We start from the raw sequence: 25,593 nt of genomic DNA, 5'->3' as shown, positions 1-25,593 counted from the left end.
AAACATAGTATGGCATACGATTCTAAGGCAAAAATATGGCAATTAAGCTAGGCATAATCTCTGATCCAATTAGTGGCTTTAATATTAAAAAAGACACTGGCTTTGCAATGATGATGGAAGCGCAACAGCGCGGTTACGAAATTTACTACATGGAAATGGATGACCTTTCTCTACGTCAAGGTCAAGGCTTTGCAACAGCCGCCAAAGCCCGTGTGTTTGATGATGTAAATCACTGGTATGAATTAGAAGAAAAAGCCACCATTGCTTTAGCAGATTTAGACGTTATTTTAATGCGTAAAGATCCGCCTTTTGATACTGAGTACATCTACGCTACCTATATTTTAGAGCGTGCTGAGCAAGCTGGCACGCTTATAATCAATAAGCCGCAAAGCTTACGCGATGCTAACGAAAAGCTATTCACAGCTTGGTTTAGCGAACATACGCCAGATACTTTAGTAACACGTAGCCAAGCAGACATTCGTGCATTTTTAGCTGAGCATAAAGATATTATTTTAAAACCGCTAGATGGTATGGGTGGTGCATCTATCTTTAGAGTTAAAGAAGATGATGCCAATATTGGTGTGATCTGCGAAACGCTAACCGAACATGGTAGTCGTTTTGCAATGGCACAAAACTATATTCCTGAAATCAAGCAAGGCGATAAACGCGTACTTGTGGTTGATGGTGAAGTAATGCCGTATTGCCTAGCTCGTATTCCACAAAATGGCGAAACGCGCGGTAACTTGGCAGCAGGTGGTAGAGGTGAAGCACGCCCGATTAGCGATTCAGACCGTAAAATTGCAGAGGCTGTAGCACCTACGCTGAAAGAAAAAGGCCTTATTTTTGTTGGTCTAGATATCATTGGCGACCGTTTAACTGAAATCAATGTCACTGCGCCAACGTGTGTAAAAGAGATTGAAGCCGCTTATGACATTTCAATCACTGGTCACTTATTTGATGCCATTGAAAGAAAACTGAGCCATACTTAAATTAAACAACAAAAGGGGCGACCTATGCAGTCATTAGAGAATCACTTCTTAATCGCAATGCCGAGCATGCAAGACCCTTTTTTTAAGCGTGCTGTCACTTACATTTGTGAGCACAATCAAGATGGTGCGATGGGCTTGGTAATTAACCAGCCTATCAATATCACCGTGGGCGAGCTACTCGATAAAATCGAAATTGATAACGACAAAAGCAAGCAAGCTGCAGGTTTAGCTGTGTACGCAGGCGGACCTGTAAAAACCGATCGCGGATTTGTTTTGCACTCACCAAAGCCAGGTTATGCAGCGAGTCAAAAACTTAGTAGTGATATTATGATCACCACTTCAAAAGATGTGTTAGCAAGCCTAACCACGAGTGAAGCACCTGAACAATTTATTATCACACTGGGTTATGCTGGTTGGGATCAAGGGCAGCTAGAGCAAGAACTGCTAGAGAATTCATGGTTAATTATCAAAGCAGATCCTGAGATCATCTTTAACACACCCGTTGAAAAACGCTGGGAAAAAGCCGTTTCTATGCTGGGTTTTGATATCGGGCAATTAAGCTCTGAAGCTGGCCACGCCTAACATTTATAAATTTTAAGACTATGACAAAACGAACTTTTAAGCCACTCGGTGAACGCACCGTAATGGGTTTTGACTTTGGCACCAAAAGTATTGGTATTGCCATTGGTCAAGAGCTCACAGGAACAGCATCAAGCTTACAAGCTGTAAAAGCGAGAGATGGGATCCCTGATTGGCAACTTATTAAAAAACAAGTGGATGAGTGGCAACCTGATTTAATGGTGGTTGGTTTACCGCTTAATATGGATGGCACCAATCAAGAAGTTACTTTTAAAGCTAAGAAGTTCGCAAACCGCTTACACAACCACTTTGCTATACCGGTTGAAACGCAGGATGAACGACTAACAACAGCAGATGCCAAAGCCCGTTTATTTGAACAAGGTGGCTACCGAAACCTTGGTAAAGGTAATGTGGATAATATGTCAGCGGTGATCATCTTAGAAAGCTTTTTTGAGCAGTTTTATGGCGACTAAGGCGCTTTATTAATCACCGTATAGTTGTTTAAATCTGGAATGAAGCCTGCCTCTCGGTAGGCTTTTTCAATTGCGCCTGTTTTACGAAGCTGCGCAAGCCCTTTTTGAATTGCAACAAAGGCCGCTTTTCCATCGGGGTGACTCTTCGAAATAATAAAATGACGGCTATCATTAAGCTGGAGCACTAGGTTTGGCACAGCTACCAGTTCAATGTTTTCTAATGTGTAGCGATTATTGAGGCTAGGCATTAAGGGCATCATCATAAAATCAACCCACTGCATCGATACAGTGCGGACTTGCCCAAGCCACTCATCTTCTCTGAGCAACTCTTTTAAGGGCAGAGCAGATAACGTTTGCCAATCGGTTTGCCAGCGTGGCGTTGACACTGCGGTTAATTGTTTAAAGTCAGCAAGCTGTTTTACTTGCTGCACTTTCTTATTGTTCGGTGAAGTGAATATACCCGCAAAATACTCACCATCTCTAATCACAGGATCAGAGATATATACCGACTCAACTAGCTGCTTTGCATCAACAGACCAAACACTATCGAAGCTTAATAGTAGCTGGCCATCTTCTAACAGCTTGGTATTGCGATAATTAACATTGCCTTTGTGATAACGAAATGGCTTGGTAAAACCGCCTAAACTCAATGCTTGTTGAGCTATGATCATATCGACCACATCACGGCGAATGTAAGCACCACTGAAGTCTTTAACTTCAAGAGGTTTGCGACCATTCAAAAAGCGACTGTAATCGTCATAAACATCATCGCGAATAAAAATAACCACACTTTTATTATCATTGCCATATACCTGAAAGGTACTCAGCAATAAAAATAACCAACCGATTAAATTTACTCGCAAACACATTTATTCGTCACTCTTTCCATCAAGACCATCGATAGTCACGCCTTGTAAGAAGCCCGCACCACTTTGTTCATTGTTTTGCAGCTTAATCATTAGGCGTAAGTCATTTGGCGAGTCAGCATGGTGTAACGCATCAGCGTAGTTAATACGGCGCTGTTTATAAAGCTCAAATAAGGCTTGGTCAAAGGTCTGCATGCCCATTTCTTTCGATTTAGCCATGGTTTCTTTGATAGAGCCAATATCACCACGCTTGATGAGCTCTGCCACCATAGGTGAATTAAGCAAAATCTCGATAGCAGCAACACGCCCTTCCCCATCGGAAGTTGGCACCAACTGCTGAGCAACAATGGCGCGAAGGTTAAGTGCTAAGTCGTACTTTAACTTATCGTGCTTTTCTTTTGGTACTAAGTGCATGATACGGTCAATGGCTTGGTTGGCATTATTCGCATGCAGTGTCGCCACACACAAGTGACCCGTCTCGGCAAAGCTGAGTGCGTATTCCATGGTTTCTTGTGAACGGATCTCACCAATTAAGATCACATCAGGTGCTTGACGTAACGAGCTTTTTAGAGCTGATTCAAAGCTTTCTGTATCTAAGCCTACTTCACGTTGGGTAATGATACTTTTACGATGTTCGTGAACAAACTCTATAGGATCTTCAATAGTAAGAATATGACCACGTTGATTGCGGTTACGATAACCTAAAAGCGCAGCGAGCGAGGTTGATTTACCCGTGCCTGTACCACCTACAAACAGCACTAAACCACGTTTTGCCATAATCACGTCGGTTAATGTTGATGGCAAACCTAGTTCGTTGACATCTGGGATTTGCGTCACGATACGGCGAATAACCATACCCGCTCTATCACGCTGCCAAAAGGCAGAAACACGGAAACGGCCTTCATCAGTCGCAATTGCAAAGTTACACTCTTTACTGTCATGAAATTCTTTGCGCTGTTTGTCGTTCATTGCTGACTCGACCAAAGCGAGTGAATCCTCATCAGAGAGCTTCTCATCGCTTAAAGGTATTAATTCACCGTTTACTTTTGCACTGACAGGCAGCTGGCTCGAAACAAACAAGTCTGAGCCTTTTTTGTCGATCATAACTTGTAAAAAATGATTTAAAGGTAAAGACATTTTAAATAGCTCCGTTAACCACCAAATTGGGTTTTATCTTGCGCTTTAGCTCGCGCATCATTGGTTGTAATAATGCCGTAGTTAACTAAGTTTGCTAAACATTGATCCATGGTCTGCATACCATGCGATGCACCGGTTTGAATTGATGAATACATTTGTGCAATTTTATCTTCACGGATCAGATTTCGAATTGCAGGAATACCTATCATGATCTCGTGAGCTGCAACTCGGCCACCGCCCACTTTTTTTAGTAAAGTTTGCGAGATTACGGCACGTAATGATTCTGACAACATTGAACGTACCATGTCTTTTTCTTCACCTGGGAATACGTCAATGATACGGTCAATGGTTTTTGGTGCTGATGTGGTATGCAAGGTACCAAACACCAAGTGACCTGTTTCTGCTGCGGTCATCGCTAAGCGAATCGTTTCAAGGTCACGCAGCTCACCCACTAAGATTACATCCGGATCTTCACGTAGTGCACTTCTAAGTGCATTAGAGAAGCTATGCGTATCACGGTGAACTTCACGCTGGTTAATAAGGCTCAGCTTATTCTCATGTACGAATTCGATTGGATCTTCAATAGTTAAAATATGGTGATGCTTATTTTGGTTAATATAATCAACCATCGCCGCTAATGTGGTTGATTTACCCGACCCCGTTGGCCCGGTGACTAGCACCAAACCACGAGGATTATCGGAAATGGTTTTAAAAATATCAGGCGCACCTAAATCATCCAGTGTTAAAACATCACTTGGGATAGTACGAAACACCGCCGCAGGGCCACGGTTTGAGTTAAATGCGTTAACACGAAAACGCGCAAGGTTTGGTACTTCGAAAGAAAAATCCACTTCGAGATTTTGTTCGTAGTCCTTACGCTGATTATCGTTCATAATATCGTATACCAGACTATTTACATCTTTTTGTTCTAATGCTGGAATATTAATACGACGCACATCACCATCAACACGTATCATAGGTGATACGCCTGATGACAAGTGTAAATCCGAGGCTTTGTGTTGCACACTAAAGGCCAATAATTCGGTAATATCCATTTATGACTCCACAACCAACTGATAATTATATGGTTACAATAGCAGAACGACTTACATCCGCCTACGCAAGAATTGCTCAAGCTGCAAAAAATAATCACCGCGATGAGCAATCAATCAACCTATTGGCTGTTTCAAAAACAAAACCTGCCGACGATATTATTGCTGCCTATAAGCATGGCCAACGCCAGTTTGGCGAATCATACGTTCAAGAAGCGGTAACAAAAGTCACAGCATTGGCTGATTATAAAGACATTGTTTGGCACTTTATCGGCCCTATTCAATCAAATAAAAGTGCCCAAGTAGCCACGCATTTTGATTGGGTACAAAGTGTTGACCGCACTAAAATTGCAAAACGTCTTAATGAGCAACGACCAGCCGACAAAGCTCCGCTCAATGTATTAATTCAAGTTAATATTAGTTTAGAAGAGGCTAAGTCAGGCTGCCACCCAGACGAGCTAATGGCATTGGCCGAATTCGTCAATCAATGTCCTAATTTATGCCTGCGCGGTGTGATGGCGATTCCTGCCAAAACCGATGATGCCCAGCTACAATTACAATATTTTGAGCAATTAAGCGCTTGCTTTGATAAACTAAAGGCCCAATATCCCCAAGTAGACACCTTGTCGATGGGTATGAGTAATGATGTTGAAGCGGCGATTGCAGCAGGTTCAACCATGGTACGCATTGGCACGGATATATTTGGCCAACGAAATTAGAAGGTGATAACAGACATATGTCAGACAAAAAAATCGCATTTATAGGCACGGGTAACATGAGCTACGCCATCATTGGCGGCATGGTAAAGAACGGTTTTGCAGCAAAAAACATCATTGCAACCAATCGCAACCAAGAAAAATTAGCTAAGGTTGCTGCTGATTTCGGGGTGCAAACTACCGCGGATAACAACGCGGCACTTCGCGATGCAGATGTGATTGTCTTATCTGTTAAACCACAAATGATGGGCGATCTTTGCCAATCATTCCAAGATTCAGGCGTTGATTTTAGCGACAAGCTATTTATTTCAGTGGCCGCTGGCCTTACCGTTAGCCGTTTACGTGAAATGCTAGGTCAAGATGTGAAAATGGTGCGTTGTATGCCAAATACACCATCATTACTAGGCCGTGGTGTTTCAGGTCTATACGGCGCGGATGAAACCGCTGAAGAGCACGAGTTTGTACAACAAGTTTTTGAGTGTACAGGCATTGTTGTTTGGGTTGAGCAAGAGTCACAAATCAACGACATCATTGCTGTTACAGGCTCATCACCTGCTTACTTCTTCTTATTTATGGAAGCTATTGAAGAAAAAGCGAAAGCACTTGGCTTTAGTGATGAAGATGCGCGCCGTTTAGTGCAACAAACCGCACTGGGTGCTGCCGAAATGGCTCTTTCGCAACCAGACATCAGTATTTCTCAGCTACGTGCAAACGTAACCTCTAAAGGGGGTACGACTCACGAAGCTGTTGAGCATCTTAAATCACAAGGTTTAGTCGGCACAGTTGCAGATGCAATGGACGCCTGTATTGCTCGCGCTGAAGCGATGGAAAAAGAACTTTAAGCTTACTTTTTGAAGGTAAAACTATGCAAGCCATGCACTTTTTAGTTGGGATTATTTTTGATCTCTTTTTAATGGTGGTCCTTTTACGCTTTTGGTTACAAGCGGCAAAAGCTGACTTTTACAACCCTATGAGCCAGTTTGTGGTGAAAGCCACTTCGTTCGCAGTGAACCCACTTCGTAAAATCATCCCAGGAGTGGGTGGCTTTGATATTGCTTCGTTAGTGCTTGCTTATTTAGTTGCTGTAGCAAAACTCAGTGTTATTTTTCTGATGTTTTATAACGCTTGGGCGCCAGGTCCGGTATTTATTCAAGCGTTAATTACGGTAGTTAAAGAAGGCCTAAACTTACTATTTTGGGTATTAATTATTCGTGCTTTACTAAGTTGGGTAAGCCAAGGCTACAACCCAATTGAGGCTGTATTCCACCAGCTAACTGAGCCGATGTTACGTCCCATTCGTAAGGTTATCCCACCACTAGGTGGTCTAGACCTATCAATCTTAGTGTTGATTATTGGTCTACAGTTTTTACAGTTTTTAGTAATGGATTTAATTGGCTAAGCGTTTAACGTTAAGCAGTAAGGGGCCGAAAGGCCTCTTTTGTTAAGTGAGATATACCATGAAGCAATTTATTTATTTTTCTTTGATTGTATTGAGTTTATTTACAACCTTTGCCAAAGCTGATGAACAAGCAGGCGCCCAGTACAAGGTTCTTGGCCCTTGGGAAGTTCATTACATTGCATTTCCATCGACTTTTATTCAGCCAAACATTGCTAAAAACTATGATTTAGAGCGTAGCCCTAGCAAAGGGATTATTAATATTTCGGTATTAAAAAACAGCGATAAAACAGCGCAGACTGCAACTTTAACTGGCACTGCACGTAACCTACTTGGTAATAAAAAACAGCTTACATTTAAAGAAGTTGTTGAAGGCGATGCGATTTATTACCTCGCGCAAATCGATTACAGCAACGAAGAAATTTACCGTTTTGATATCGAAATTAATCAAAATGGCAAAGTACAAACGCTGAAGTTTCAGCAAAAATTTTACGTAGATTAATAGACCTATGAACAACACCTTGGTTTTAGCCACGGGTAACCCTGGCAAAGTAAAAGAGCTGGCAAGTATGCTCAGCCCACTTAATATTAACGTGGTTCCACAAAGCGATTTTCAAGTGCCAGACGTGCCAGAAACAGGCACCACATTTGTTGAAAACGCCATTATTAAAGCGCGCCATGCAGCAAAGATCACAGGCTTGCCTGCGATTGCTGATGACTCAGGTCTTGAAGTAGACGGTCTAAATGGTGCACCAGGAGTGTACTCTGCACGTTTTGCCGGAGCTGGTGCCAGCGATCAAGATAATATCGATAAGCTACTGAAAGAGCTTGCTGATAACCCAGTTCGCAGTGCGCGTTTTTGGTGTGTGTTAGTATTAATGCGCCATGCTGACGACCCTACACCACTTATTTGTAGTGCTAGCTGGGAAGGCGAAATCACTCATAGCCAAGATGGTCAAGGTGGTTTTGGTTATGATCCTGTTTTTTACGTACCGTCTGAGCAATGCACTAGCGCTCAGTTAACTAAAGAGCAAAAAAATGCCCTTAGCCATCGCGGCCAAGCTTTAAAACAACTACTTGCGCAATTGCAGCAAAAAGGCGGCCTGTGAGTTTACCGCCTTTAAGTTTATATGTGCACGTGCCTTGGTGCGTGCAAAAGTGCCCATACTGTGACTTTAATAGCCATGGCCAAAAAGGCACGATCCCCGAAAAAGAATACGTTCAACATCTTATTGATGATCTCAAGGCCGATTTGCACTTAGTGCAAGGGCGTAAAATCCACAGCATTTTTATTGGCGGCGGCACGCCAAGCTTATTAACCGGTGACGCATATACTCGCCTACTTGGTGAAGTCGACAAATTAATTGGCCTAACTGATGACTGTGAAATTACCCTAGAGGCAAACCCAGGTACCGTCGAAACAGGTCGCTTTAAAGAATATGTTGCCGCTGGCATCAATCGTATTTCGATTGGTGTGCAAAGCATGCAAAACGACAAGCTAAAAACCCTTGGCCGTATTCATGGTGCTGATGAAGCAAGTTATGCGGCTAAACAGGCGCATCAAGCAGGGCTAAACAGCTTTAACCTTGATTTAATGCATGGCTTACCAGGGCAATCTGTTGCAGACGCCTTGGGTGACCTTGAAAAAATTATCGCCCTTAATCCACCTCATATCTCGTGGTATCAGCTAACAATTGAGCCAAATACTCAGTTTGCTTCTAAGCCACCGACCTTACCTCATGACGACACCCTTTGGGATATTCAAGAACAAGGTCAAGCGTTACTCGCAGCAGCAGGTTATGAGCAATACGAGATCTCAGGCTACGCGAAGCCCGGCTACCAATGCCGTCATAACTTGAATTATTGGCGATTTGGCGATTATCTCGGTATCGGCTGCGGTGCCCATGGTAAAATTACTGATGAAAATAAACTCATCACCCGTACGGTGAAAGTAAAACACCCTCGAGGATATATGGATCTTGCCAAACCGTATTTATACGAACAATGGCAAGTAGCAGAAGACGACTTAGCTTTTGAATTCTTTATGAATCGTTTTCGTTTAGTCGAACCCTGCCCCAAAGCTGATTTACCTTTGCTTACAAGTTTGTCACTGCAAAGTCAGGAACAAGCCTTGACTGATGCAATTGCAAAAGGCTTACTAATTGATGATAAAGATAACTGGCAGGTAAGCCCAAAAGGCCACCGCTTTTTAAATGACCTGCTAGAATTATTCGTTTAAGAATTATAATTAAATTTCTAACAACTACAAAGGAACGATAATGCGTAAACTGACCTTCATCGCTGCGGCGGTAAGTGTTGCATTACTTGGCGGCTGCCAACAAATGCAAGAGCAACCGAAGCCTGCACCAAGTGTACAAAGCCAACCTGTACAAAGTGAAATCGATAAAGCTAATGCCTTCTTCGAAGATACTTTTAACCGTGATGTAATGAAAAGCCCTATCTATCAAACATACATGGGCATCAAAAAAGATTACGACAAATGGGACGATGGCAGCGAAGAGCGCGTTTTAGAAGACTTTGAACAAACTAAAGCTGACCTAGTTGCGCTTAACGCAATTAACCGTGACCTATTAGATGACGCAACAAAAGTAAGCTACGACCTTAAAAAGCAAGATTTAGAAAACGAAATTGCTGATTTCAAATGGCGTCATTACAACTACCCTGTGAACCAAATGTTTGGTGTTCACTCGATGATCCCTGCGTTTTTAATCAACCAACATCAAATTGCCGATGTATCTGATGCTAAAGCGTATATCTCACGTTTAAATGGTGTTACAACGGTTATTGATCAGCTAATCAAAGACCTTGAAGTACGAGCAGATAAAGGCATTATCGCGCCTAAGTTTGTTTTCCCACACGTGATTGATTCAAGCAATAATATCTTACGCGGCGCACCCTTCCATGATGGTGAAGACTCAACGTTACTAGCTGACTTTAAACGTAAAGTTAATGCATTAGAGATTGCTGACAGCGAAAAATCTGCACTTATCAGCGACGCTGAAAAAGCCCTAAAAGCAGCAGTAAAACCTTCTTACACTAAGCTAATTAACTTCTTAGCTCAGTTAGAAAAACGCGCTGATGACCGTGATGGTGCTTGGAAATTCCCTGACGGTGAAGCGTTCTACAATAATGCTTTAGCACGTACCACAACGACTGATTTAACAGCAAAAGAAATCCACACAATCGGTTTAGCTGAAGTCGCGCGTATTCACGACGAAATGCGTGAGATTAAGGACAAAGTAGGCTTTAAAGGTGACCTTAAAGCATTCATGCAATTCATGAAAACTGATAAGCAGTTCTACTACCCTAACACAGCTGAAGGTAAACAACGTTACCTTGATGAGGCAACAGCGCTTATCGATAACATGAAATCTCGTCTAGACGAGCTATTCATTGTTAAGCCAAAAGCTGACCTTAAAGTTAAAGCTGTTGAAGCATTCCGTGAAAAAGCTGCAGGTAAAGCGTTCTACCAACAACCTGCACCAGATGGCTCACGCCCAGGCATTTATTACGCAAACCTTTACGACATGGAAGCAATGCCAACATACCAAATGGAAGCACTTGCGTACCACGAAGGTATTCCTGGTCACCACATGCAAATTGCTATCGCGCAAGAGCTTGAAGATGTACCTAAGTTCCGTAAGTTTGGCGGCTACACAGCGTATGTTGAAGGCTGGGGTTTATACTCAGAGCTAGTACCAAAAGAAATGGGCTTATACGAAGACCCATATTCAGATTTTGGTCGTCTTGCGATGGAATTATGGCGTGCATGTCGCCTAGTAGTAGATACAGGTATCCACGCTATGAAGTGGACACGTCAAGAAGGTATCGACTACTACGTAAATAACACACCAAATGCGACGTCTGATGGCGTTAAAATGGTTGAGCGTCACATTGTAATGCCTTCACAAGCAACGGCATACAAAGTGGGCATGCTGAAAATTTTAGAGCTTCGTGAAGCGGCTAAAGAAAAACTAGGCGATAAATTCGATATTCGTGAATTCCACGATGTAGTACTTAAAAATGGTGCAGTACCATTAAATGTACTAGAGAAGTTTGTTGACCAATGGGTTGCTAAAAAACAAGCAGCTTAACCTATAAAGACTTGAAAAAGGCCGCTCAGCGGCCTTTTTTATTTATTTAAACAACTAGTTGAGCTATAAATGTATAAATAATAAAAAACGAGTATCTCCATGCAAAGCGCGATTGAGCAATTGAACAGCCGGCTTCAACATCATCAGTTAAAAGAACTCATTGCCGATTACCAAAGTTTATCGGGAGTGTTGCAAGCGGCACAATTACAGCACATTTATCAATTAGCTTGCAGTAGTGAAGTTAAATACTTGTTTTTACAAAATGTGGCAGCGCATTTACTCGAAGCAAGCCCGCTGCCAAGTGAAGCTGTAGCCTTAATTGATGATATCGATAAACTGAGCTTTTTCACGCCTGGTCTTAAGTTTCAAAATGCTTTTTGTGTAACAGACAGTCAGGGCAATACCTTACTTCATCATTTATTTACGCAGTGTCAGGCTGATAACCTACCCTTTAATTACTTGCGTTCGTTAATGTTATTTGAAAGCAACGAAAGCTTAGGCATAGCGTTAAAAACATTAAATAAACAGCAGCTCACTCCTATTGGTTGCTTTATAGCGCAAAACAGCACGACCCAAATGCTAGCCAAACATGAGTTCTCTGCGCTATTAGCCATGATGGAAGTCGACCAAAGCCACAACCCTCGCGCAGTCAGCGCCTTAATAAATACCTTTAAGCAATTTTATGGTGCCAATCAACCAGCGAGTAGCGACAGCAAAGTGCTGCTTTGCGCGGCCTATTTGCAAGTGCCAACAGCGCAGTTATTAAACGCGCTCAATCAATAGCTCCATGAATAAGGATGTTGTTAAAGCGTTTTTATCGCTCAGCAGTTTTACAGCCCTTAATCACGGTAGCCGTATTGTGCTTACCTTATGCCTTGCAAGGATATTAAGTACTGATGAGTTTGGTACTTTCGCCGCGTTACTCGCACTGTGTGAAATTCTGTTATTACCCGCGAGTATGGGTTTTGCATCGTCTTTAATGCGTATTAGCTACCCACTCTACAAAGCCCAGCAACATGAGTTACTACGTGGCTTAAAACATGTTTATTTAGCTGCATCATGTTTATTTGGGGTGATTTTTGTCGCAGCTGTGGTGATTAGCTTTCAGGCTATTTCACCACACCAAAGTGCTCAAGAGCATGTGGTCTATTTACTGTTACTGGTGCCGATTGGCGCCATTATGCAAAGCCAATCGGCTTTTTTAGTGGCTTTGAATAAACCAAAAATTGGCCTGATAACGCAGCAGTGTATTTTTGAATTGCTAACCGCGGGGTTTTGCTTTTTCGTGTACTTGATACGTGGCGATTTATCTTTAGTCGAGATTTGTATCTTGTTGTTTTGTAGCATCTTGTGCGTAGTCATTTATCAATATTGGTTAATCAAAAAAATGATCGTCGCAAGCACTGCCCGCTACCAAACCAAGCAATGGTGTAAAGACTCCTTGATCATGCTCGCCAGTGGCGCAGGCACCGTATTAGTAGCAAAACTCGATGTATTACTGGTGCATCACTGGTTTGGTGCACAAGGCGTGAGTATCTTCTTTCCTGCGGTAGTGATTGCTGGCTTACTGACTATTTTAGGCAATGCCGCCAACCAATATTTAAAACCCATTTTAATGGCAGATGAAACGACCGAGCAGCAACTTAGCGAATTAATGAAAGTGGTATGGCGTTTTAACTTTGCCGCTATTTTGCTACTTGCCCTGCTCGCAAAGCCACTACTCACTCTCTATGGCGAAAGCCAATTGCAGGAAGGGTTTTGGATTTTAATGCTGCTGTTACTCGGGCAACTGTTATTACCAGCAAGGATTTTAGCCAGTAGCATGATCAAGTTAAAAGGGAACCCGCTTATTAATTTGTACGTATTACTTGGCGCAACCAGTGTCACGGTTTTAATGGCAGTACTGTTAAAAGATCAGTTTGGCTTATTGGGGGTGGCTGTGGCATTTAGTGGCGGCTTTATGCTCGGTGCGCTTTGCCGCATGGTAATTGTATGCACACGCATGCGGCTGCCTTTATCTGTGGTATTGGGTTTAGTCAGATAGATAATATTCAACACTGGTAACAACACGCACTTTTTTCAGCTGAGGTGTGTTTGAATCTCTATCAGAAATTGAAAACTGCCCCTGACGCGCAGTTTTAATTTTACCTAATTTAGATTGTGAATCTTTGGCAAATTTCATTGCCACTTCACGGGCTTTTTCGGTTGCTTCTTGAATCATATTTGGCTTAATTTCATTTAAGCCATTAAATAAATATTGAATACGCGTTTCGTAATTGTCTTGTACTATCGCAATGCCTTGCTTGGCTAATTGGCTTACTGCGCCTAAGGCATGTTGCACTTTTTCGATGTCATTTGAATAAACAATGACATTATTACGGGCAATATAACGAAACTGTTGATTTTCGCCGCCATATTCGCGGGCTTGTTTATCAATAATTGACTGACTACCAAGACTAATTTCTTCATCACTAAAGCCATGTAGCTTTAAAAAGGCGACGACTGCATCGCTTTTCTCTTCAACCCGACCCACTAATTTTTCAAGGTTGTTATCGGCATCAGAAAACTGCAATGGCCAAATTACGGTGTCGGCAGGCACTTCCATTTCAGCTAACCCTTTAACGTGAACAGTGCGCTCCATGCCTTTCACATCAAGGGCTGCACTTTTCAAAATAAAACCTAATCCGAGCAAACCAACCGCCAATGCACACGCTGCAATAACGATATTAAATGGTTGCGCTTTATTCATGCTTTTCTCCTTGATGTAGGTCACTGTTTTTGACTCGAAAAGTAGTTATAAACAGGTTATCTTATGAGTATAACTTTTAATACTTTAGAAGCGTGTCGGTTCTAGTTTGGGTGTATTAAACTTAACAGACCCTGAAGTTTTAACAAACAGCGCAAGCGAAGGAAACAGCATGAGCGTTAAACGTATTAGCCAATTTTTTAACCCTAAATCAGTCGCGGTCATTGGCGCCTCAAATTCCCCTAACCGAGCGGGGTTTGTGGTTATGCGCAACCTTTTACAAGGGGGCTTTAAAGGCCCAATCATGCCTGTTAGTTTAAATCACAGCGCTGTACACGGCGTACTAGCCTACCCGAGCATTGCTGCACTACCCAAAGTGCCTGATCTTGCGGTTATTTGTACTAATAAAAACACCTTAATCAACATCATTAACGAGCTTGGGGAGCTTGGCTGTAAACATGCAGTGGTGATTGCAGCCGGCTTAAACGCCGACCAAAAGTACGCATTAAAAGAAGCAGCTGCTGAGGCAAATGTCTCTTTACTTGGGCCTAATTGTTTGGGCTTACTTATTCCTCATATTGGCTTAAATGCTAGTTTTTCGCATACAGTTGCAAGCCCCGGAAAGCTCGCCTTTGTATCGCAATCAGCGGCTGTTTGCTCAACCATTCTTGATTGGGCGAAGAACAAAGAGATTGGCTTTTCATATTTTGTGTCTGTAGGTGATTGCCTTGATATCGACTTTGATGAGTTACTCGACTTTTTAGGTCGCGATGCTAAAACCAAGGCTATCTTGTTGTATATCGATAATATTGAAGATATTCGTAGCTTTATTTCTGCAGCGCGAGCTGCTGCGTTTAGCAAACCTGTCATTGCCATTAAAACCGGTAAAACCAGCGCCGGAGCCCTTGCTGCAGAAATACACACTGGTGGCAAACAAAGCTCTGATGCGGTCTATGATGCGTTGTTTCAGCGAGCGGGTATGCTAAGGGTAAACGACTTACGAGAGCTTTTTGCAGCAACACAAACGCTGGCAATGCACCCCAAACTACTTAAAGTCGAACAACTGACTATTTTAACCAATGGCGGCGGCCCTGGTGTCATGGCTGTGGATACGCTCTTGCAAAGCTCAGGAAAACTAGCAGAGCTTAGCGACGAGACCAGAGCAGCGCTGAATAAAGTGATCCCGCAATCAGAGATGACCTCGAATCCGGTGGATATTTTTGGTGACTCAGCACCAAGGCGCTATCAACAAGCCTTAGAAATTTTACTGCAAGCCAAAGAAGTTAAAAACCTGCTGATCATTCATACCCCTTCTGCGCTTGCACCGAGTGAAGACTATGCTGAGATCATTGTCGAAACCTTAGAGAAAATCCCGAAGATGGCTCGCCCTTATGTTATGACAAACTTTATGGGTGAAGATGCCGCGTATGCTGCGCGAAAAGTCTGCGCTAATAATGCCATTCCGACCTACCGTACACCTGAAGGTGCGGTTGGTGCGTTTATGCACTTGGTAAGTTATCGCCGTAACCAAAAGCATTTAACGCAAACGCCAGAATCAAACACCGATGATGCAAAAATAAATAAAGACGCAGCACGCATTGTAGTAAATGAGTTTTTAGCCGAAGAGCAAAGCTATTTATCAACCCATGAAGCAAGCCAAATACTCACTCATTATGGTATTGATTGTATTCAAACTGAAGTTGCTTACACACCAACAGAAGCCAAAGAGCAAGCCATTGAGCTAGGTTTTCCTGTAGCGTTAAAACTAATAAGCCCAAGTATTCCTTCTAAATCAGAAGTCGGTGGTGTGGTCCTTAATTTAAATGATGCACAAGAAGTTGAGCAAACAGCCTTTGCCATGCTGCTACGAATCAAAAACACCTACCCTGACGCCCATATTGAAGGCTTTTCATTGCAAAAGATGGCGCCGCGAGCAGGTGCTAATGAGCTACGAATCGCTATTAAAACAGAGCCGAACTTTGGCCCAGTGATCTTACTGGGTGAAGCAGGCACCGGACTTGAATTCGCTCAAGCTGCAGTGGCATTACCACCACTGAATATGAACTTGGCAAAATACCTGATTGCTGCGGCGCACGATAAAGGCGTACTTAAAGACCGCGTACTACCAGAAAAGGTCGATAAATACCGTTTATGCGCCCTACTCACCCGCATCTCGCAGCTTGTTATCGACCAACCTGACATTACCAGTGTTGAGCTAAACCCTATTTTAGCCAGCAACGGGCAGTTTTTAGTCCTTGATGCGACTATCGGCCTTAGCCGTTACAAAGCAAAAGCGAATCGTAAACGCTTGTGTATTCGCCCCTACCCGATTGAATTGGTTAAAGAGGTAACCCTTAAAAACAATACCCAAGCACAGCTAAGACCAATTAAACCGGAAGATGAGCAAGCTCACTTAGAGTTTGATCAATCATTAAGTAAAGAAGACAGATATAAACGCTTCTTCGGTGAATTACCGCAATTTAACCATGATCAGCTCGCGAAAATGACGCAAATTGATTATGACCGAGAAATGGCGTTTATTGTCAGCCAAGAGCAAAATGGTTCAGCCTGTACATTAGGGGTGTCTCGTGTACTTATGGATCCAGACAAACTCGATGCTGAGTTTGCAATTGTGGTGCGCTCTGATTGCCAAGGTTTAGGACTTGGCACAATATTAATGAATGCGGCAATTGAGCATTGTAAAAACCAAGGCGTAAAACAAATTGCTGGTATTACCTTGCCAGAAAACACCGGCATGATTGAACTGGCACGAAAACTCGGGTTTAAGATCACCCGCGACTTTGAAGAAGGCAGCATTAATATGGTGCTAAAACTTAACTAAAAACTGGATCATTATTTTGCATCGTTTAAGAAATTACACTGCACGAGTTTTTGAAGGTAACGGTAAATATCGACGTATAGGGCGCGCTCTCGACGTGTTTTTAATGTCGTTGATCATGATTAATGTGGTGGCGATTGTGTTGGAGTCAGTCGGCCCTTTAGCAAAGCAATATCATCACGAATTTTTAATGATTGAGCTGATTTCTGTCGGTATCTTTACCTTAGAATATGTGCTCAGGCTTTGGTGCTGTGTTGATAAAAGCGTGCATAAAGAAAGTACACTAACAAATTCAAAAATTCGCATTAAGTATTTCTTTTCGCCCATGGCGCTGATTGATCTTATAGCGATTTTACCCACCATTCTGATGGTCTTTGTGAGTGTTGATTTACGCTTCTTACGAGTGCTTAGGTTAATGCGTATCTTTAAGCTGACGCGCTATTCAAGGGCAATGCAGCTGCTATTAAACTCGTTCAAAGAAGAAAGCAGCTCACTGCTTGCGGCTTTTTTTATTATGGCCGTAGTGCTGATCATTGCATCATGCGGTATTTATTTAATAGAACACGATGTACAGCCAGATAAATTTGGCTCTATCCCTGCTGCAATGTGGTGGGCAATGGTGACATTAACAACCGTTGGTTATGGCGATGTCGTGCCTGTGACTCCCCTTGGTCGCTTATTTGGTGGTGCTATTACACTGGTAAGTATGGGCATGGTGGCTATTCCAACTGGTTTGTTGGCCTCAAGCTTTTCTGAGCAGTTACGTAAACGCAGACAAGTGTTTACCGATGCAGTGCATGAAGCCGTTGAAGATGGGCACTTATCGCCTGTTGAAGAAGAGCACTTAGAAAACTTACGGTATAAACTGGGTTTAAGTCAGCAAGAGGCGAATAAAGCGATTCATAACGAGCTTAAAAACCGCAATCGCAATCTGTATTGCCGCCACTGTGGTAAACGCCAAGATTAACGAAAAGGGTAAAGTTTTCGCTTTACCCTAAAATTCATCATCCCACTGGGTATCTAAAAGCGCTTTCACCTCATCACCTGCCACAGGTTTGCTAAACAGGTAACCTTGGAAATACTCACAGCCTAAAGAGCGTAAGAACTGCAATTGCGTGCGGTTCTCAACCCCTTCTGCTACACACTCTTTACCCAAGCTTTTTGCAAGAGTAAGCGTTGAATTGATAATCGCTTCATCACCTTTATCAATACCAATGTCATTAACAAAGCTTTTGTCTATTTTCAGCACATCAACCGGAAAACGTTTCAAATAGGTCAGTGACGCATAACCCGTTCCAAAGTCATCCATATAAATACGACAGCCTAAGGCTTTGAGTTTTTCCATACTTTGCTGCGCTTTATCTGAATCGTGCATCATCACTGATTCGGTGATCTCAAACACTAGCGCGCTCGCAGGAACTTTAATTGCGCTTATTGATTGATGTATTTTCTCAACCAGATTTTCGCTTTCAAAATCTAGGGCTGAGAGATTAATAGAAATATATAAATCAGGATGCGTGGTACGCCATTGGCGCAGCTCAATCAATGCTCTTGATAAAGTCTGCAGCATAATTTTGGTAATTAGCCCGGAGCTTTCTGCTGCATTTGCAAAGTCTTCTGGTTTATATTCATCATTACTCGGCCAACGTAACAACACTTCAAGCCCCGCCACTTGGCGAGTCTCTGCGCTCACGATTGGCTGATAAAAATTACAAAACTCATGTTCTTGGTAAGCTTTACTTAACTGTGATTCAAGATGCAAAGTACGCTGCACTTGTAAGTTCATTTCTTGCTTATAGAACTGATAACAGCCTTCGACATGACTTTTCGCGTGGTACAGTGCCACATTAGAGGCTTTTAATAAGGCTTTGGTGTCCTTTGCATCATCAGGGTAAACAGCAACACCAACACTAAGGTTCACTTTTACAGCTTGCTGGCTAAGTTCAATATGGGTATCGACACAATCCATCACTTTTGCACATAACAGCAGTAACTCATCAAGCTGTTTAAAATCTTCGGCAAGGATCACAAACTCGTCACCATCGAAACGAGCCACGCTATCTTGTGGACGCAACACGTGTTTTAAACGCTTAGCAACACGCTTAATTAATTCATCAGACTCTTCACGGCCTAGCGAATCATTAAAGTGCTTAAAGCGCTTAATATTAACGTTTAATAACGCCACTTTTGTTTGATGGTAATCAGCTTGTTCAATAGCGTGAACGACTCGGTCGTTGAACAAGGTTTTATTTGGCAGTCCCGTCAAAGCATCGTAGTTGGCCAGTAGATGCAGCTCGTTTTCAGCCAGCTTTTGCGCGCTAATATCAGTAACTATAATCACATAGCTATCAAGTTGGCGATTATTGCCTGCAACCGCACTTATTTTTATTAATACTTGGCGCTTTTCACCGCCAGCAACTTCAACAACATCTTCGGCTGAAAAGTGCTCACCCGATTCAAGCTTTTGCATAATGCGTAAGTAATGGATACGAGTTGATATAGGCATACCCAGTGTGAGCGAACGGCTAGACCGAGGCTCTGCAGGAAAGCCAAAGGCATCTTGGAATGACTTATTGGTAGCGCGAATACGCAGATTCTTATCTAAGATAAACACCCAGTCGCGAGTTTGTTCAAATGCCGCACCAAACAAACGGGCATTTTCTTCAAATACCAGCTCTCGGGTCATATTTGTGTAGGTGCCCGCTACTTTTTCAGGGGCGCTGTCTTGCCACTCAACCACTTTGCCAAAGTCTTTATACCAACGCCAATTACCATCAGCATGACGTAGTCTGTAAGTGCAATTGAAATAGCCTTTTTGTGTAGATAAAAACTCTAACCACTCTAACCGGAAAGTTTGCTTATCATGAGGGTGAATCTTTGCTAAATAATCATCTAAATTTACGCTATCAGTTTCATAACCTAACTCATTTTTAAGACGCGGTTGATAAATAATCGGGCTTTGCGATGACCAATCCCATACTCCAGAATGGCTGCCTTCAAGAGCAAGCTTCAATCGTGCTTCACTCTCTTTACTCTCTTTATGGGCGGCTAGTAATATTTGTTGCATACGGTTACGCCTAAACACCCAAGCAGCAACAAACAGTGCAACCAAAATCACATATAAAACAATAAAGTGAGGTGCACGCCAAGGTGGGTATTTCACTTCGATATTCAAAATAGCGGGCGGCGTTAACTCTCCGGTTAATGGATCTTTTGCCCATACCTTAAGGTGGTATTTTCCTGCACTGAGTTTTGGGAAGAGTACTCGGTTGTTATTGCGGGTATAAGTTTTTTGACCATCACCTAGCTGGTATTCATAAATGATACGTTCTTGATAGTTAAATGCCATCGCAGAAAAGGCAACTTCAAGGCCTATATCATCATGCTCAAGAACGACACTATCGATAGGCTGTTTTAGCTCAGCGGGTAAATCGCGCGACATCAAATCAAGGTTAGTAATATTTACGTGATCAATTAAAGCTTGCTGATAGTGGTTATCCATAGGGTAAAAGTAGGTAAAGCCTTTTAGCGTACCATAGACAATTTGCCCTGACTCAAGCTTAGTAAATGCACCACTATTAAACTCGGTTGAGAATAACCCTTCTGAGCCAGTAAATTGCTGAAAATGTAAATTATCTGGGTTCAGTCGCCAAAGTCCTTTGTGGCTACTCATCCATATCATGCCCGCTTCATCAAGCACCATGTCGTATAACAAAGTACCTAACTTATTCTTTTCAAGGTCGATGGTATAAATATGCTCGTAAGTGCTGGCGTCTAAGCCGATTAAGCCAAAGTTTGAAAGCGATAACCACAACACATTGTTATTATCTATGATGTAAGACATCACATTCACAGCAACATTTTCATGTTGTTCAGGCACTTTATATATCGTCGAGAGCTCGTATGTATCAGGGTCAACTTGATACAGAATACCCGCATTATAAAATAATGGCGCTTCTGGATTTGACGACAACGCAGGTAAAAATCCGTAGGCTAAAAACGGCTCAAACTCATCAAACTTGCCGCCTAGTCGGGTCACTTTTTGGCTATCGATATTATAAACAAACATGCCGTAATCAGGGTGAACATAGTAAAGATCCCCCGATGGCATCAACAATATGCCATGCACCCAATCGTTAATTAAAACCTGGTTCTCGGGATTTGCGGCTTTGACTGAGGAGGCCTGCCCGGTTTTCGGATCAAAGCTTAAAATACCGCGATTAGTGTGCAGCCATAACTTATCTTTGTAGGGCATGATTTGGTAAATACTGAATTCAGTAGTTATAAGGTCAACCTGATAATCTTTTAAAAACACTTCACTTTCGTAGGTTTCTAAATCAACCGCTGTTAAACCATTATGGGTGGCAAGCCAGAGACGATTTTGAAACTCAGTGATACTCCAAATTGAATGATGAGATAGCCCATCGCCTGTTAATGAGTTGGCTGTTACATTGATAAAATTGTAATTGTCGTATGACTGATAAAACGCCCCATCATTTTTGGTTGCCAGCCACATTCCACCTGAGCGGTCTTTCACAATATCAATAATGCTGGTGTCAGCTAGTGTGTAACCACTTTCCTTTAGGCGCATATTCTTAGCTAACTCACCCGTGTCAAGGTTATATTCAAATAACCCTTTGTCAGTGCCAAGCGTAATAGAGTTAGCCTCTGGAATAATTTTCCAAATATTTAATTCACTGATGAGTGTTTTATTTTTGAAGGCGATATCAGGGGTATCAAACATTGCTTTTAAATTGCTAATATCAACCTGATAAAGGCCTCTAACAGCCCCCACTAGCAATGTTTGTTCATTGATAATAGCGAACGATTTCACATAATTTTGATAAATATGACTTGGCTCATTTTGGAGATGTTCAAGTTTACGGACTTTTCCTGATGCCAACTCATACACATAAGCACCATTACTAGTGCCCATAAAAATATAACCTTGGTACGCGAAAAGCTCTCGAATAACGCTGCTTTTAACCCGCTCAGGAATTTCAAAAATAGAGGTGATTTTTTTCGTTTCTAAGTCTAGTTTGGCAAAATCCCAGCCTCGCCCTAGCCAAAGTGTTTTGTCATCAACAGCTACCATGCTAAACACCGACTCAATAAAAATTTGCTCTTCAGTGGTTGGTTTAGCAATAAACTGCTGATAAGTATCCGAAGTGGGATCATAGCGGAATAAACCCGCTTGTAGTGAAGCTATCCAGATATAGCCTTGTGGATCTTGGTAAATACGGTCAATGATGGCATCTTCAAGCTCACCATTAGGGCCTTTGATATGAACCACCTGATAACCATCGTAGCGATTGAGGCCACCTTCAGTCGATAACCACAAGTAGCCACTGTTATCGATAAGCATAGTGTTTACATAACTTTGCGATAAGCCTTCACTGGTTGATAAACGTTTTACCTGAGAGATAGCGGGATGGCTAAACAAGCCACAGGTCAAAATAAAAAATAACGCTATACTGGAGAAGAACTTAGTCATTGACGTTCCAAATTGCTAACTTGGCACTGTGTCACGCGTAAAGTGCATCGCAACTACGTTTCGATGCGCATATACCTCAAACAACGATTGCAAAGAATTGGGTAATGTTAATGCATAGTTAAACCCATTTTGTAGATAAAAATCAATCAGATTTTGGTACACGAAGGTAAAAACTGTCCCTTTTTGTGCGGCGGTGACAGCCGCAAGTAATTGTGAAGCAATTTTTTGACCCCGCCATACTTCATCAACATAAAGGGTAGACAAAAATAACAGCCCAGCTTGGTTTTGAACTCGGCAAGCGGCAATTATTTCTGTTTCTTTGTAAGCAACCCATACTTGGTCAGCTTTGCTCGCTCGGCCGCGAGCCTTGTGTTTATCATAAAATTTGTTTACTAACGGCGTTTTAATTGGCTCAAGTAAACAAAATCTAAACGCAGCCATGGTTAGCTCATTAGCGAAAGGTAATGCTCAAACTGCTGCTTTAAGAACGCTTGCTCAGATATTGGACGACTATTTATTGCAGTGTAAACACCTTCGCGGGTGTTCTTACCACGCTTTATTTGATAAGCCCAAAAAGACGCTTCGTAATCCAATTGAATTTGATATTTTTGCTCTCGTGGCAATTTACATAGATTGAAACTCATACTTTCTCAGCAATAAATTTTTGATTTCACAAGTATAACAAAATTAACAGGCTTTAATCCCTTTTATTAGCTTAAAAAGCCCACGGATAAGCTTGATTTTGGAAACACATATCAGTAAATTAACGAGCAATTTATGTACGCAAGGAACGCACGTTGTCGAAGTATCTGAGTCACAGATTTGCCTTATTTTTGCTGTTTTTTTGCTTCTCAAGTAGTGCCAGCACTAATTTACTGATCTTTAATCGCCCCGCTGATACACCACAAGCTCGCTATGTTATTGATTTAATGAAAATGGCATACAAAGAAATTGGCTATGAGATCCATATAATCGATTTTAATCATCAAAATGCGCTGGTTGCTGCAAACCAAGGTGTGCTCGATGGGCAACTAGGGCGCATTGCCGATGTTAAAGACGATTATCCTAATTTATTGAAAGTAGACTATGCGCTTTTTGATTTTAATCTAGTGCTACTGAAAAACTGCCGACAATGCCAATATGAACAGCTTAAATCGTTAGCAATTCAGTCAAGCTACCCAGCGGCTCAGAGTTATATCGATAACCACCCATTTGCAGGCGATGTGATCAAGGTTAGAAATGTCACTGCGCAGCTTAATTTACTCACGCAAAAACGTGTTGAAGGGACAATATTACTAGACTTTTTATTGTCGACTAAGCATCCGGGGTTTGATCAAACAGCCTTTCATAAACAGGTTTTAATGCCGATGCAGAGCTTTCACTTTGTGCATAAACGGCATAAAGCGATAATTCCGCAACTGACTAAAGTACTTAAAAAGCTTGATGAAAACGGCACGGTGCAATTTTTAAAATCGAAATACAACCTCAGTAAATTTTAAAAATCAAAACCGCCTTGCTCAGGATTTGTTTGTTGCTGCTCTGCCTGCTGTTTTTTCTGAAGATAACGTTTATAACGCTGTTGGCATAAGCTAATGACTTTACGTTTTTCTGCATTGGTAAACTTATTCCAATAAAAACGCTCATCACGACTGCGGTAGCAACCTTTACAATAGCCTCGGTTATTAACTTGGCATATCCCTTTGCAAGGGCTTGGAATTTCAAATATTTCAATTTGTTGCATCACAAATGCCGGTTAATAAAGAATATTAAAAGTATAGCCTGAAAATTAACCATAAAAAAAGCCACTTTAAAAAGTGGCTTCTTAAACTAATACCAATTCGCTTAATTAAGTAGTTTATTTTGAGGCAAGAAAATCTTGTTGATAACAAGGAAAAAATTTCGTTATTTAGTTGTTCTAAATCAGGTTTAATCCCTCAAAATGATTAAGTATTATTGCGGATTGGTATAATTGTATCGCTTACTCAGATTCGCTTGTGGCAAGTTCTGCTTTACGATGAAAAGGTTTAGCATACATAGCTAATACCAAAGGTTTTAGCTCCTCTGGCACTTTTGCTAGTCGCTCGTTAAATGCAGCAGCATCTTTTTCGTCAATCTCAGCTTGCGTACAACCACCCGCTATATAGTTACCTGGGTGTAAGAAAAACGAATCAACAATTTGCTGATCAATGGTTTTTGCCAGCTCTTCAGGTGATTCGCAGCCCGATTCAATTGGTTCGCCAAACGCTAAATGTACATGCCCTTTAGCTGTACTAAAACCTTCAACAATACTAGCAATATCTTCACCTTGCTGTTTCACATACTGACCATGTTGCTGTTTATGATAAAGCTCTTTCGCTTTTGCAATCGCGCATGGCTCGTATTGATAAGAGATAGACACTGGCACAATTTTTAATTCGCGTACGTATTCAGCAAACTCTTTTTTCTGCTTACGACCTTGTAACTGCAACATTTTAAGTAAGGCTGGATCTGTTTGATCAAAACCGTCTTTTGCTCGGCCTTCTTTTTGCGCTATCCAAATTGAGTGGCCTTCAGCAAGTGAGTCATAGATATAAGCAGACAGCTGCGACAATGCTTTAAGCATCTCTTTTGGAGCTTTCGCTGAGCGCTTTACAATAAAGCTCTTGTTTAAACGCATTAACTCAGTGATATAAGGAATTTGCAGCAAGTTATCACCAATTGCGATACGAACTGTCGGCATGTTGTGTTTGAACAAGCCCCAGTTCACAAGTGCAGGATCAAGCACAATATCGCGGTGATTCGAAATAAATAAGTAGGCTTGTTTTGGGTCTAGTTTATCGATGCCCGAAAACGTTACTTCTGAAGTCGTACGGGTGATTAGTTTATTTAAATAATCAGCCACTTCGTGCTGAACTTGCTCAACCGATGCGGTGTTGCCCCACTTTTTACGCAGCTGACTGCGCACTAATGGGCGAGTAATAAATGGGAAGTTCGATAAAAAGCGCGGTAGGTTATACTTAGCGATTACATCTACAAAGGCATTATCAGCAATCAAACGCGCTACTGAATCAGCTACTTCATCATCATTGTAAGGTCTTATGTCGGCGTATTTATCCACACTTTCACTCATTAAAAACTACTTAAGTTAAAAAACGGCACGCTGAGCGTGCCGTTAAAAATAATTGGCGGATTATAACTCAGGCAATTTTAAA

The 25,593-nt window shown here is 41.9% G+C and carries 24 protein-coding genes; 15 read left to right on the top strand and 9 right to left on the bottom strand.

Features of this window, described 5'->3' with window-relative positions; all coding sequences use genetic code 11:
• The first annotated feature begins 35 nt into the window (after nt 1-35).
• From gshB to ruvX, 3 genes are read left to right on the top strand one after another with little or no spacing between them, the layout of a single operon-like run.
• A complete protein-coding gene (gene gshB / locus AN213_RS04850) occupies nt 36-989 on the top strand; it encodes a glutathione synthase (protein WP_054562736.1) in 954 nt (317 codons plus the stop codon).
• A gap of 24 nt (nt 990-1,013) precedes the next feature.
• Complete coding sequence (locus AN213_RS04845) at nt 1,014-1,571, top strand: YqgE/AlgH family protein (protein ID WP_054562737.1); 558 nt, start codon at nt 1,014-1,016, stop codon at nt 1,569-1,571.
• A gap of 20 nt (nt 1,572-1,591) precedes the next feature.
• Nucleotides 1,592-2,041 (top strand): Holliday junction resolvase RuvX, encoded by a 450-nt coding sequence (gene ruvX, locus AN213_RS04840; protein ID WP_054562738.1) that lies wholly within the window; start codon nt 1,592-1,594, stop codon nt 2,039-2,041.
• Here ruvX and AN213_RS04835 read toward each other — a convergent pair.
• From AN213_RS04835 to AN213_RS04825, 3 genes are read right to left on the bottom strand one after another with little or no spacing between them, the layout of a single operon-like run.
• A complete protein-coding gene (locus AN213_RS04835) occupies nt 2,038-2,910 on the bottom strand; it encodes a hypothetical protein (RefSeq protein ID WP_235575490.1) in 873 nt (290 codons plus the stop codon). The genes ruvX and AN213_RS04835 overlap by 4 nt on opposite strands.
• Complete coding sequence (locus AN213_RS04830) at nt 2,911-4,044, bottom strand: PilT/PilU family type 4a pilus ATPase (RefSeq protein ID WP_054562739.1); 1,134 nt, start codon at nt 4,042-4,044, stop codon at nt 2,911-2,913.
• Nucleotides 4,045-4,058: 14 nt separating this feature from the next.
• Complete coding sequence (locus AN213_RS04825; RefSeq protein ID WP_054562740.1) at nt 4,059-5,099, bottom strand: type IV pilus twitching motility protein PilT; 1,041 nt, start codon at nt 5,097-5,099, stop codon at nt 4,059-4,061.
• Between the two features lie 2 nt (nt 5,100-5,101).
• Here AN213_RS04825 and AN213_RS04820 point away from each other — a divergent pair, with 2 nt between their 5' ends.
• From AN213_RS04820 to AN213_RS04780, 9 genes are all read left to right on the top strand, one after another.
• Entirely contained in the window at nt 5,102-5,815 is a 714-nt protein-coding gene (locus AN213_RS04820; protein ID WP_054562741.1) for a YggS family pyridoxal phosphate-dependent enzyme, read from the top strand.
• A gap of 17 nt (nt 5,816-5,832) precedes the next feature.
• A complete protein-coding gene (proC, locus tag AN213_RS04815; RefSeq protein ID WP_054562742.1) occupies nt 5,833-6,654 on the top strand; it encodes a pyrroline-5-carboxylate reductase in 822 nt (273 codons plus the stop codon).
• Between the two features lie 23 nt (nt 6,655-6,677).
• Entirely contained in the window at nt 6,678-7,211 is a 534-nt protein-coding gene (locus tag AN213_RS04810) for a YggT family protein (protein WP_054562743.1), read from the top strand.
• A 58-nt stretch (nt 7,212-7,269) separates the two neighbouring features.
• Nucleotides 7,270-7,710 (top strand): DUF4426 domain-containing protein, encoded by a 441-nt coding sequence (locus AN213_RS04805; RefSeq protein ID WP_054562744.1) that lies wholly within the window; start codon nt 7,270-7,272, stop codon nt 7,708-7,710.
• 7 nt (nt 7,711-7,717) lie between these two features.
• Nucleotides 7,718-8,317, top strand: a complete 600-nt coding sequence (locus tag AN213_RS04800; RefSeq protein ID WP_054562745.1) for an XTP/dITP diphosphatase — start codon at nt 7,718-7,720, stop codon at nt 8,315-8,317.
• Complete coding sequence (gene hemW, locus AN213_RS04795; protein WP_054562746.1) at nt 8,314-9,447, top strand: radical SAM family heme chaperone HemW; 1,134 nt, start codon at nt 8,314-8,316, stop codon at nt 9,445-9,447. The genes AN213_RS04800 and hemW overlap by 4 nt, the downstream gene beginning before the upstream one ends.
• 40 nt (nt 9,448-9,487) lie before the next feature.
• Entirely contained in the window at nt 9,488-11,323 is a 1,836-nt protein-coding gene (locus AN213_RS04790; protein ID WP_054562747.1) for a DUF885 family protein, read from the top strand.
• A 99-nt stretch (nt 11,324-11,422) separates the two neighbouring features.
• Nucleotides 11,423-12,106, top strand: coding sequence for a hypothetical protein (locus tag AN213_RS04785; protein WP_054562748.1), 684 nt, complete (start codon nt 11,423-11,425; stop codon nt 12,104-12,106).
• A 4-nt stretch (nt 12,107-12,110) separates the two neighbouring features.
• Complete coding sequence (locus AN213_RS04780; RefSeq protein WP_054562749.1) at nt 12,111-13,367, top strand: lipopolysaccharide biosynthesis protein; 1,257 nt, start codon at nt 12,111-12,113, stop codon at nt 13,365-13,367.
• On the opposite strand, the gene AN213_RS04775 is transcribed toward AN213_RS04780, so the two are convergent.
• Nucleotides 13,356-14,072: an SIMPL domain-containing protein gene (locus AN213_RS04775; protein WP_054562750.1), complete on the bottom strand. Its 717-nt coding sequence runs from the start codon at nt 14,070-14,072 to the stop codon at nt 13,356-13,358. The two genes, AN213_RS04780 and AN213_RS04775, sit on opposite strands and share 12 nt — an antisense overlap.
• A 169-nt stretch (nt 14,073-14,241) precedes the next feature.
• Here AN213_RS04775 and AN213_RS04770 point away from each other — a divergent pair, with 169 nt between their 5' ends.
• Together AN213_RS04770 and AN213_RS04765 are read left to right on the top strand one after the other, a co-directional pair.
• A complete protein-coding gene (locus AN213_RS04770; protein WP_054562810.1) occupies nt 14,242-16,911 on the top strand; it encodes a bifunctional acetate--CoA ligase family protein/GNAT family N-acetyltransferase in 2,670 nt (889 codons plus the stop codon).
• A gap of 10 nt (nt 16,912-16,921) precedes the next feature.
• On the top strand, nt 16,922-17,875 hold the full coding sequence (locus tag AN213_RS04765) for an ion transporter (protein ID WP_054562751.1): 954 nt from the start codon (nt 16,922-16,924) through the stop codon (nt 17,873-17,875).
• A 27-nt stretch (nt 17,876-17,902) separates the two neighbouring features.
• On the opposite strand, the gene AN213_RS04760 is transcribed toward AN213_RS04765, so the two are convergent.
• Genes AN213_RS04760 through AN213_RS04750 form a run of 3 tightly spaced genes read right to left on the bottom strand, consistent with a single transcriptional unit; the run spans nt 17,903 to nt 23,046 of the window.
• Nucleotides 17,903-22,402 (bottom strand): EAL domain-containing protein, encoded by a 4,500-nt coding sequence (locus AN213_RS04760; protein WP_054562752.1) that lies wholly within the window; start codon nt 22,400-22,402, stop codon nt 17,903-17,905.
• Nucleotides 22,403-22,417: 15 nt separating this feature from the next.
• Nucleotides 22,418-22,843 carry a GNAT family N-acetyltransferase gene (locus tag AN213_RS04755; protein ID WP_054562753.1) on the bottom strand — a complete coding sequence of 142 codons (426 nt, stop codon included), beginning with the start codon at nt 22,841-22,843 and terminating at the stop codon, nt 22,418-22,420.
• Between the two features lie 2 nt (nt 22,844-22,845).
• Complete coding sequence (locus AN213_RS04750; protein WP_054562754.1) at nt 22,846-23,046, bottom strand: DUF3283 family protein; 201 nt, start codon at nt 23,044-23,046, stop codon at nt 22,846-22,848.
• A gap of 153 nt (nt 23,047-23,199) precedes the next feature.
• Here AN213_RS04750 and AN213_RS04745 point away from each other — a divergent pair, with 153 nt between their 5' ends.
• Nucleotides 23,200-23,901 (top strand): transporter substrate-binding domain-containing protein, encoded by a 702-nt coding sequence (locus tag AN213_RS04745; protein WP_235575491.1) that lies wholly within the window; start codon nt 23,200-23,202, stop codon nt 23,899-23,901.
• On the opposite strand, the gene AN213_RS04740 is transcribed toward AN213_RS04745, so the two are convergent.
• Together AN213_RS04740 and AN213_RS04735 are read right to left on the bottom strand one after the other, a co-directional pair.
• The gene (locus AN213_RS04740; protein ID WP_055197682.1) at nt 23,898-24,143 is read right to left on the bottom strand and encodes a DUF1289 domain-containing protein; all 246 of its coding nucleotides are present in this window, start codon (nt 24,141-24,143) and stop codon (nt 23,898-23,900) included. The genes AN213_RS04745 and AN213_RS04740 overlap by 4 nt on opposite strands.
• A 237-nt stretch (nt 24,144-24,380) precedes the next feature.
• Nucleotides 24,381-25,511: a 1-acyl-sn-glycerol-3-phosphate acyltransferase gene (locus AN213_RS04735; protein ID WP_055197680.1), complete on the bottom strand. Its 1,131-nt coding sequence runs from the start codon at nt 25,509-25,511 to the stop codon at nt 24,381-24,383.
• Between the last annotated feature and the right edge of the window lie 82 nt (nt 25,512-25,593).

The organism is Pseudoalteromonas sp. P1-8 (genome assembly GCF_001399985.1).
GTDB lineage: Bacteria > Pseudomonadota > Gammaproteobacteria > Enterobacterales > Alteromonadaceae > Pseudoalteromonas.
The sequence above is the reverse complement of the archived record's forward strand: the minus strand, read 5'-3'. Positions and strand labels throughout refer to the sequence as shown.

What these genes read in the sequence shown, in the direction of transcription:
- gshB (WP_054562736.1), top strand. Translation starts at nt 36, where the DNA reads ATGGCAATTAAGCTAGGCATAATCTCTGATCCAATTAGTGGCTTTAAT.
- AN213_RS04845 (WP_054562737.1), top strand. Translation starts at nt 1,014, where the DNA reads ATGCAGTCATTAGAGAATCACTTCTTAATCGCAATGCCGAGCATGCAA.
- ruvX (WP_054562738.1), top strand. Translation starts at nt 1,592, where the DNA reads ATGACAAAACGAACTTTTAAGCCACTCGGTGAACGCACCGTAATGGGT.
- AN213_RS04835 (WP_235575490.1), bottom strand. Translation starts at nt 2,910, where the DNA reads ATGTGTTTGCGAGTAAATTTAATCGGTTGGTTATTTTTATTGCTGAGT.
- AN213_RS04830 (WP_054562739.1), bottom strand. Translation starts at nt 4,044, where the DNA reads ATGTCTTTACCTTTAAATCATTTTTTACAAGTTATGATCGACAAAAAA.
- AN213_RS04825 (WP_054562740.1), bottom strand. Translation starts at nt 5,099, where the DNA reads ATGGATATTACCGAATTATTGGCCTTTAGTGTGCAACACAAAGCCTCG.
- AN213_RS04820 (WP_054562741.1), top strand. Translation starts at nt 5,102, where the DNA reads ATGACTCCACAACCAACTGATAATTATATGGTTACAATAGCAGAACGA.
- proC (WP_054562742.1), top strand. Translation starts at nt 5,833, where the DNA reads ATGTCAGACAAAAAAATCGCATTTATAGGCACGGGTAACATGAGCTAC.
- AN213_RS04810 (WP_054562743.1), top strand. Translation starts at nt 6,678, where the DNA reads ATGCAAGCCATGCACTTTTTAGTTGGGATTATTTTTGATCTCTTTTTA.
- AN213_RS04805 (WP_054562744.1), top strand. Translation starts at nt 7,270, where the DNA reads ATGAAGCAATTTATTTATTTTTCTTTGATTGTATTGAGTTTATTTACA.
- AN213_RS04800 (WP_054562745.1), top strand. Translation starts at nt 7,718, where the DNA reads ATGAACAACACCTTGGTTTTAGCCACGGGTAACCCTGGCAAAGTAAAA.
- AN213_RS04790 (WP_054562747.1), top strand. Translation starts at nt 9,488, where the DNA reads ATGCGTAAACTGACCTTCATCGCTGCGGCGGTAAGTGTTGCATTACTT.
- AN213_RS04785 (WP_054562748.1), top strand. Translation starts at nt 11,423, where the DNA reads ATGCAAAGCGCGATTGAGCAATTGAACAGCCGGCTTCAACATCATCAG.
- AN213_RS04780 (WP_054562749.1), top strand. Translation starts at nt 12,111, where the DNA reads ATGAATAAGGATGTTGTTAAAGCGTTTTTATCGCTCAGCAGTTTTACA.
- AN213_RS04775 (WP_054562750.1), bottom strand. Translation starts at nt 14,072, where the DNA reads ATGAATAAAGCGCAACCATTTAATATCGTTATTGCAGCGTGTGCATTG.
- AN213_RS04770 (WP_054562810.1), top strand. Translation starts at nt 14,242, where the DNA reads ATGAGCGTTAAACGTATTAGCCAATTTTTTAACCCTAAATCAGTCGCG.
- AN213_RS04760 (WP_054562752.1), bottom strand. Translation starts at nt 22,402, where the DNA reads ATGACTAAGTTCTTCTCCAGTATAGCGTTATTTTTTATTTTGACCTGT.
- AN213_RS04755 (WP_054562753.1), bottom strand. Translation starts at nt 22,843, where the DNA reads ATGGCTGCGTTTAGATTTTGTTTACTTGAGCCAATTAAAACGCCGTTA.
- AN213_RS04750 (WP_054562754.1), bottom strand. Translation starts at nt 23,046, where the DNA reads ATGAGTTTCAATCTATGTAAATTGCCACGAGAGCAAAAATATCAAATT.
- AN213_RS04740 (WP_055197682.1), bottom strand. Translation starts at nt 24,143, where the DNA reads ATGCAACAAATTGAAATATTTGAAATTCCAAGCCCTTGCAAAGGGATA.
- AN213_RS04735 (WP_055197680.1), bottom strand. Translation starts at nt 25,511, where the DNA reads ATGAGTGAAAGTGTGGATAAATACGCCGACATAAGACCTTACAATGAT.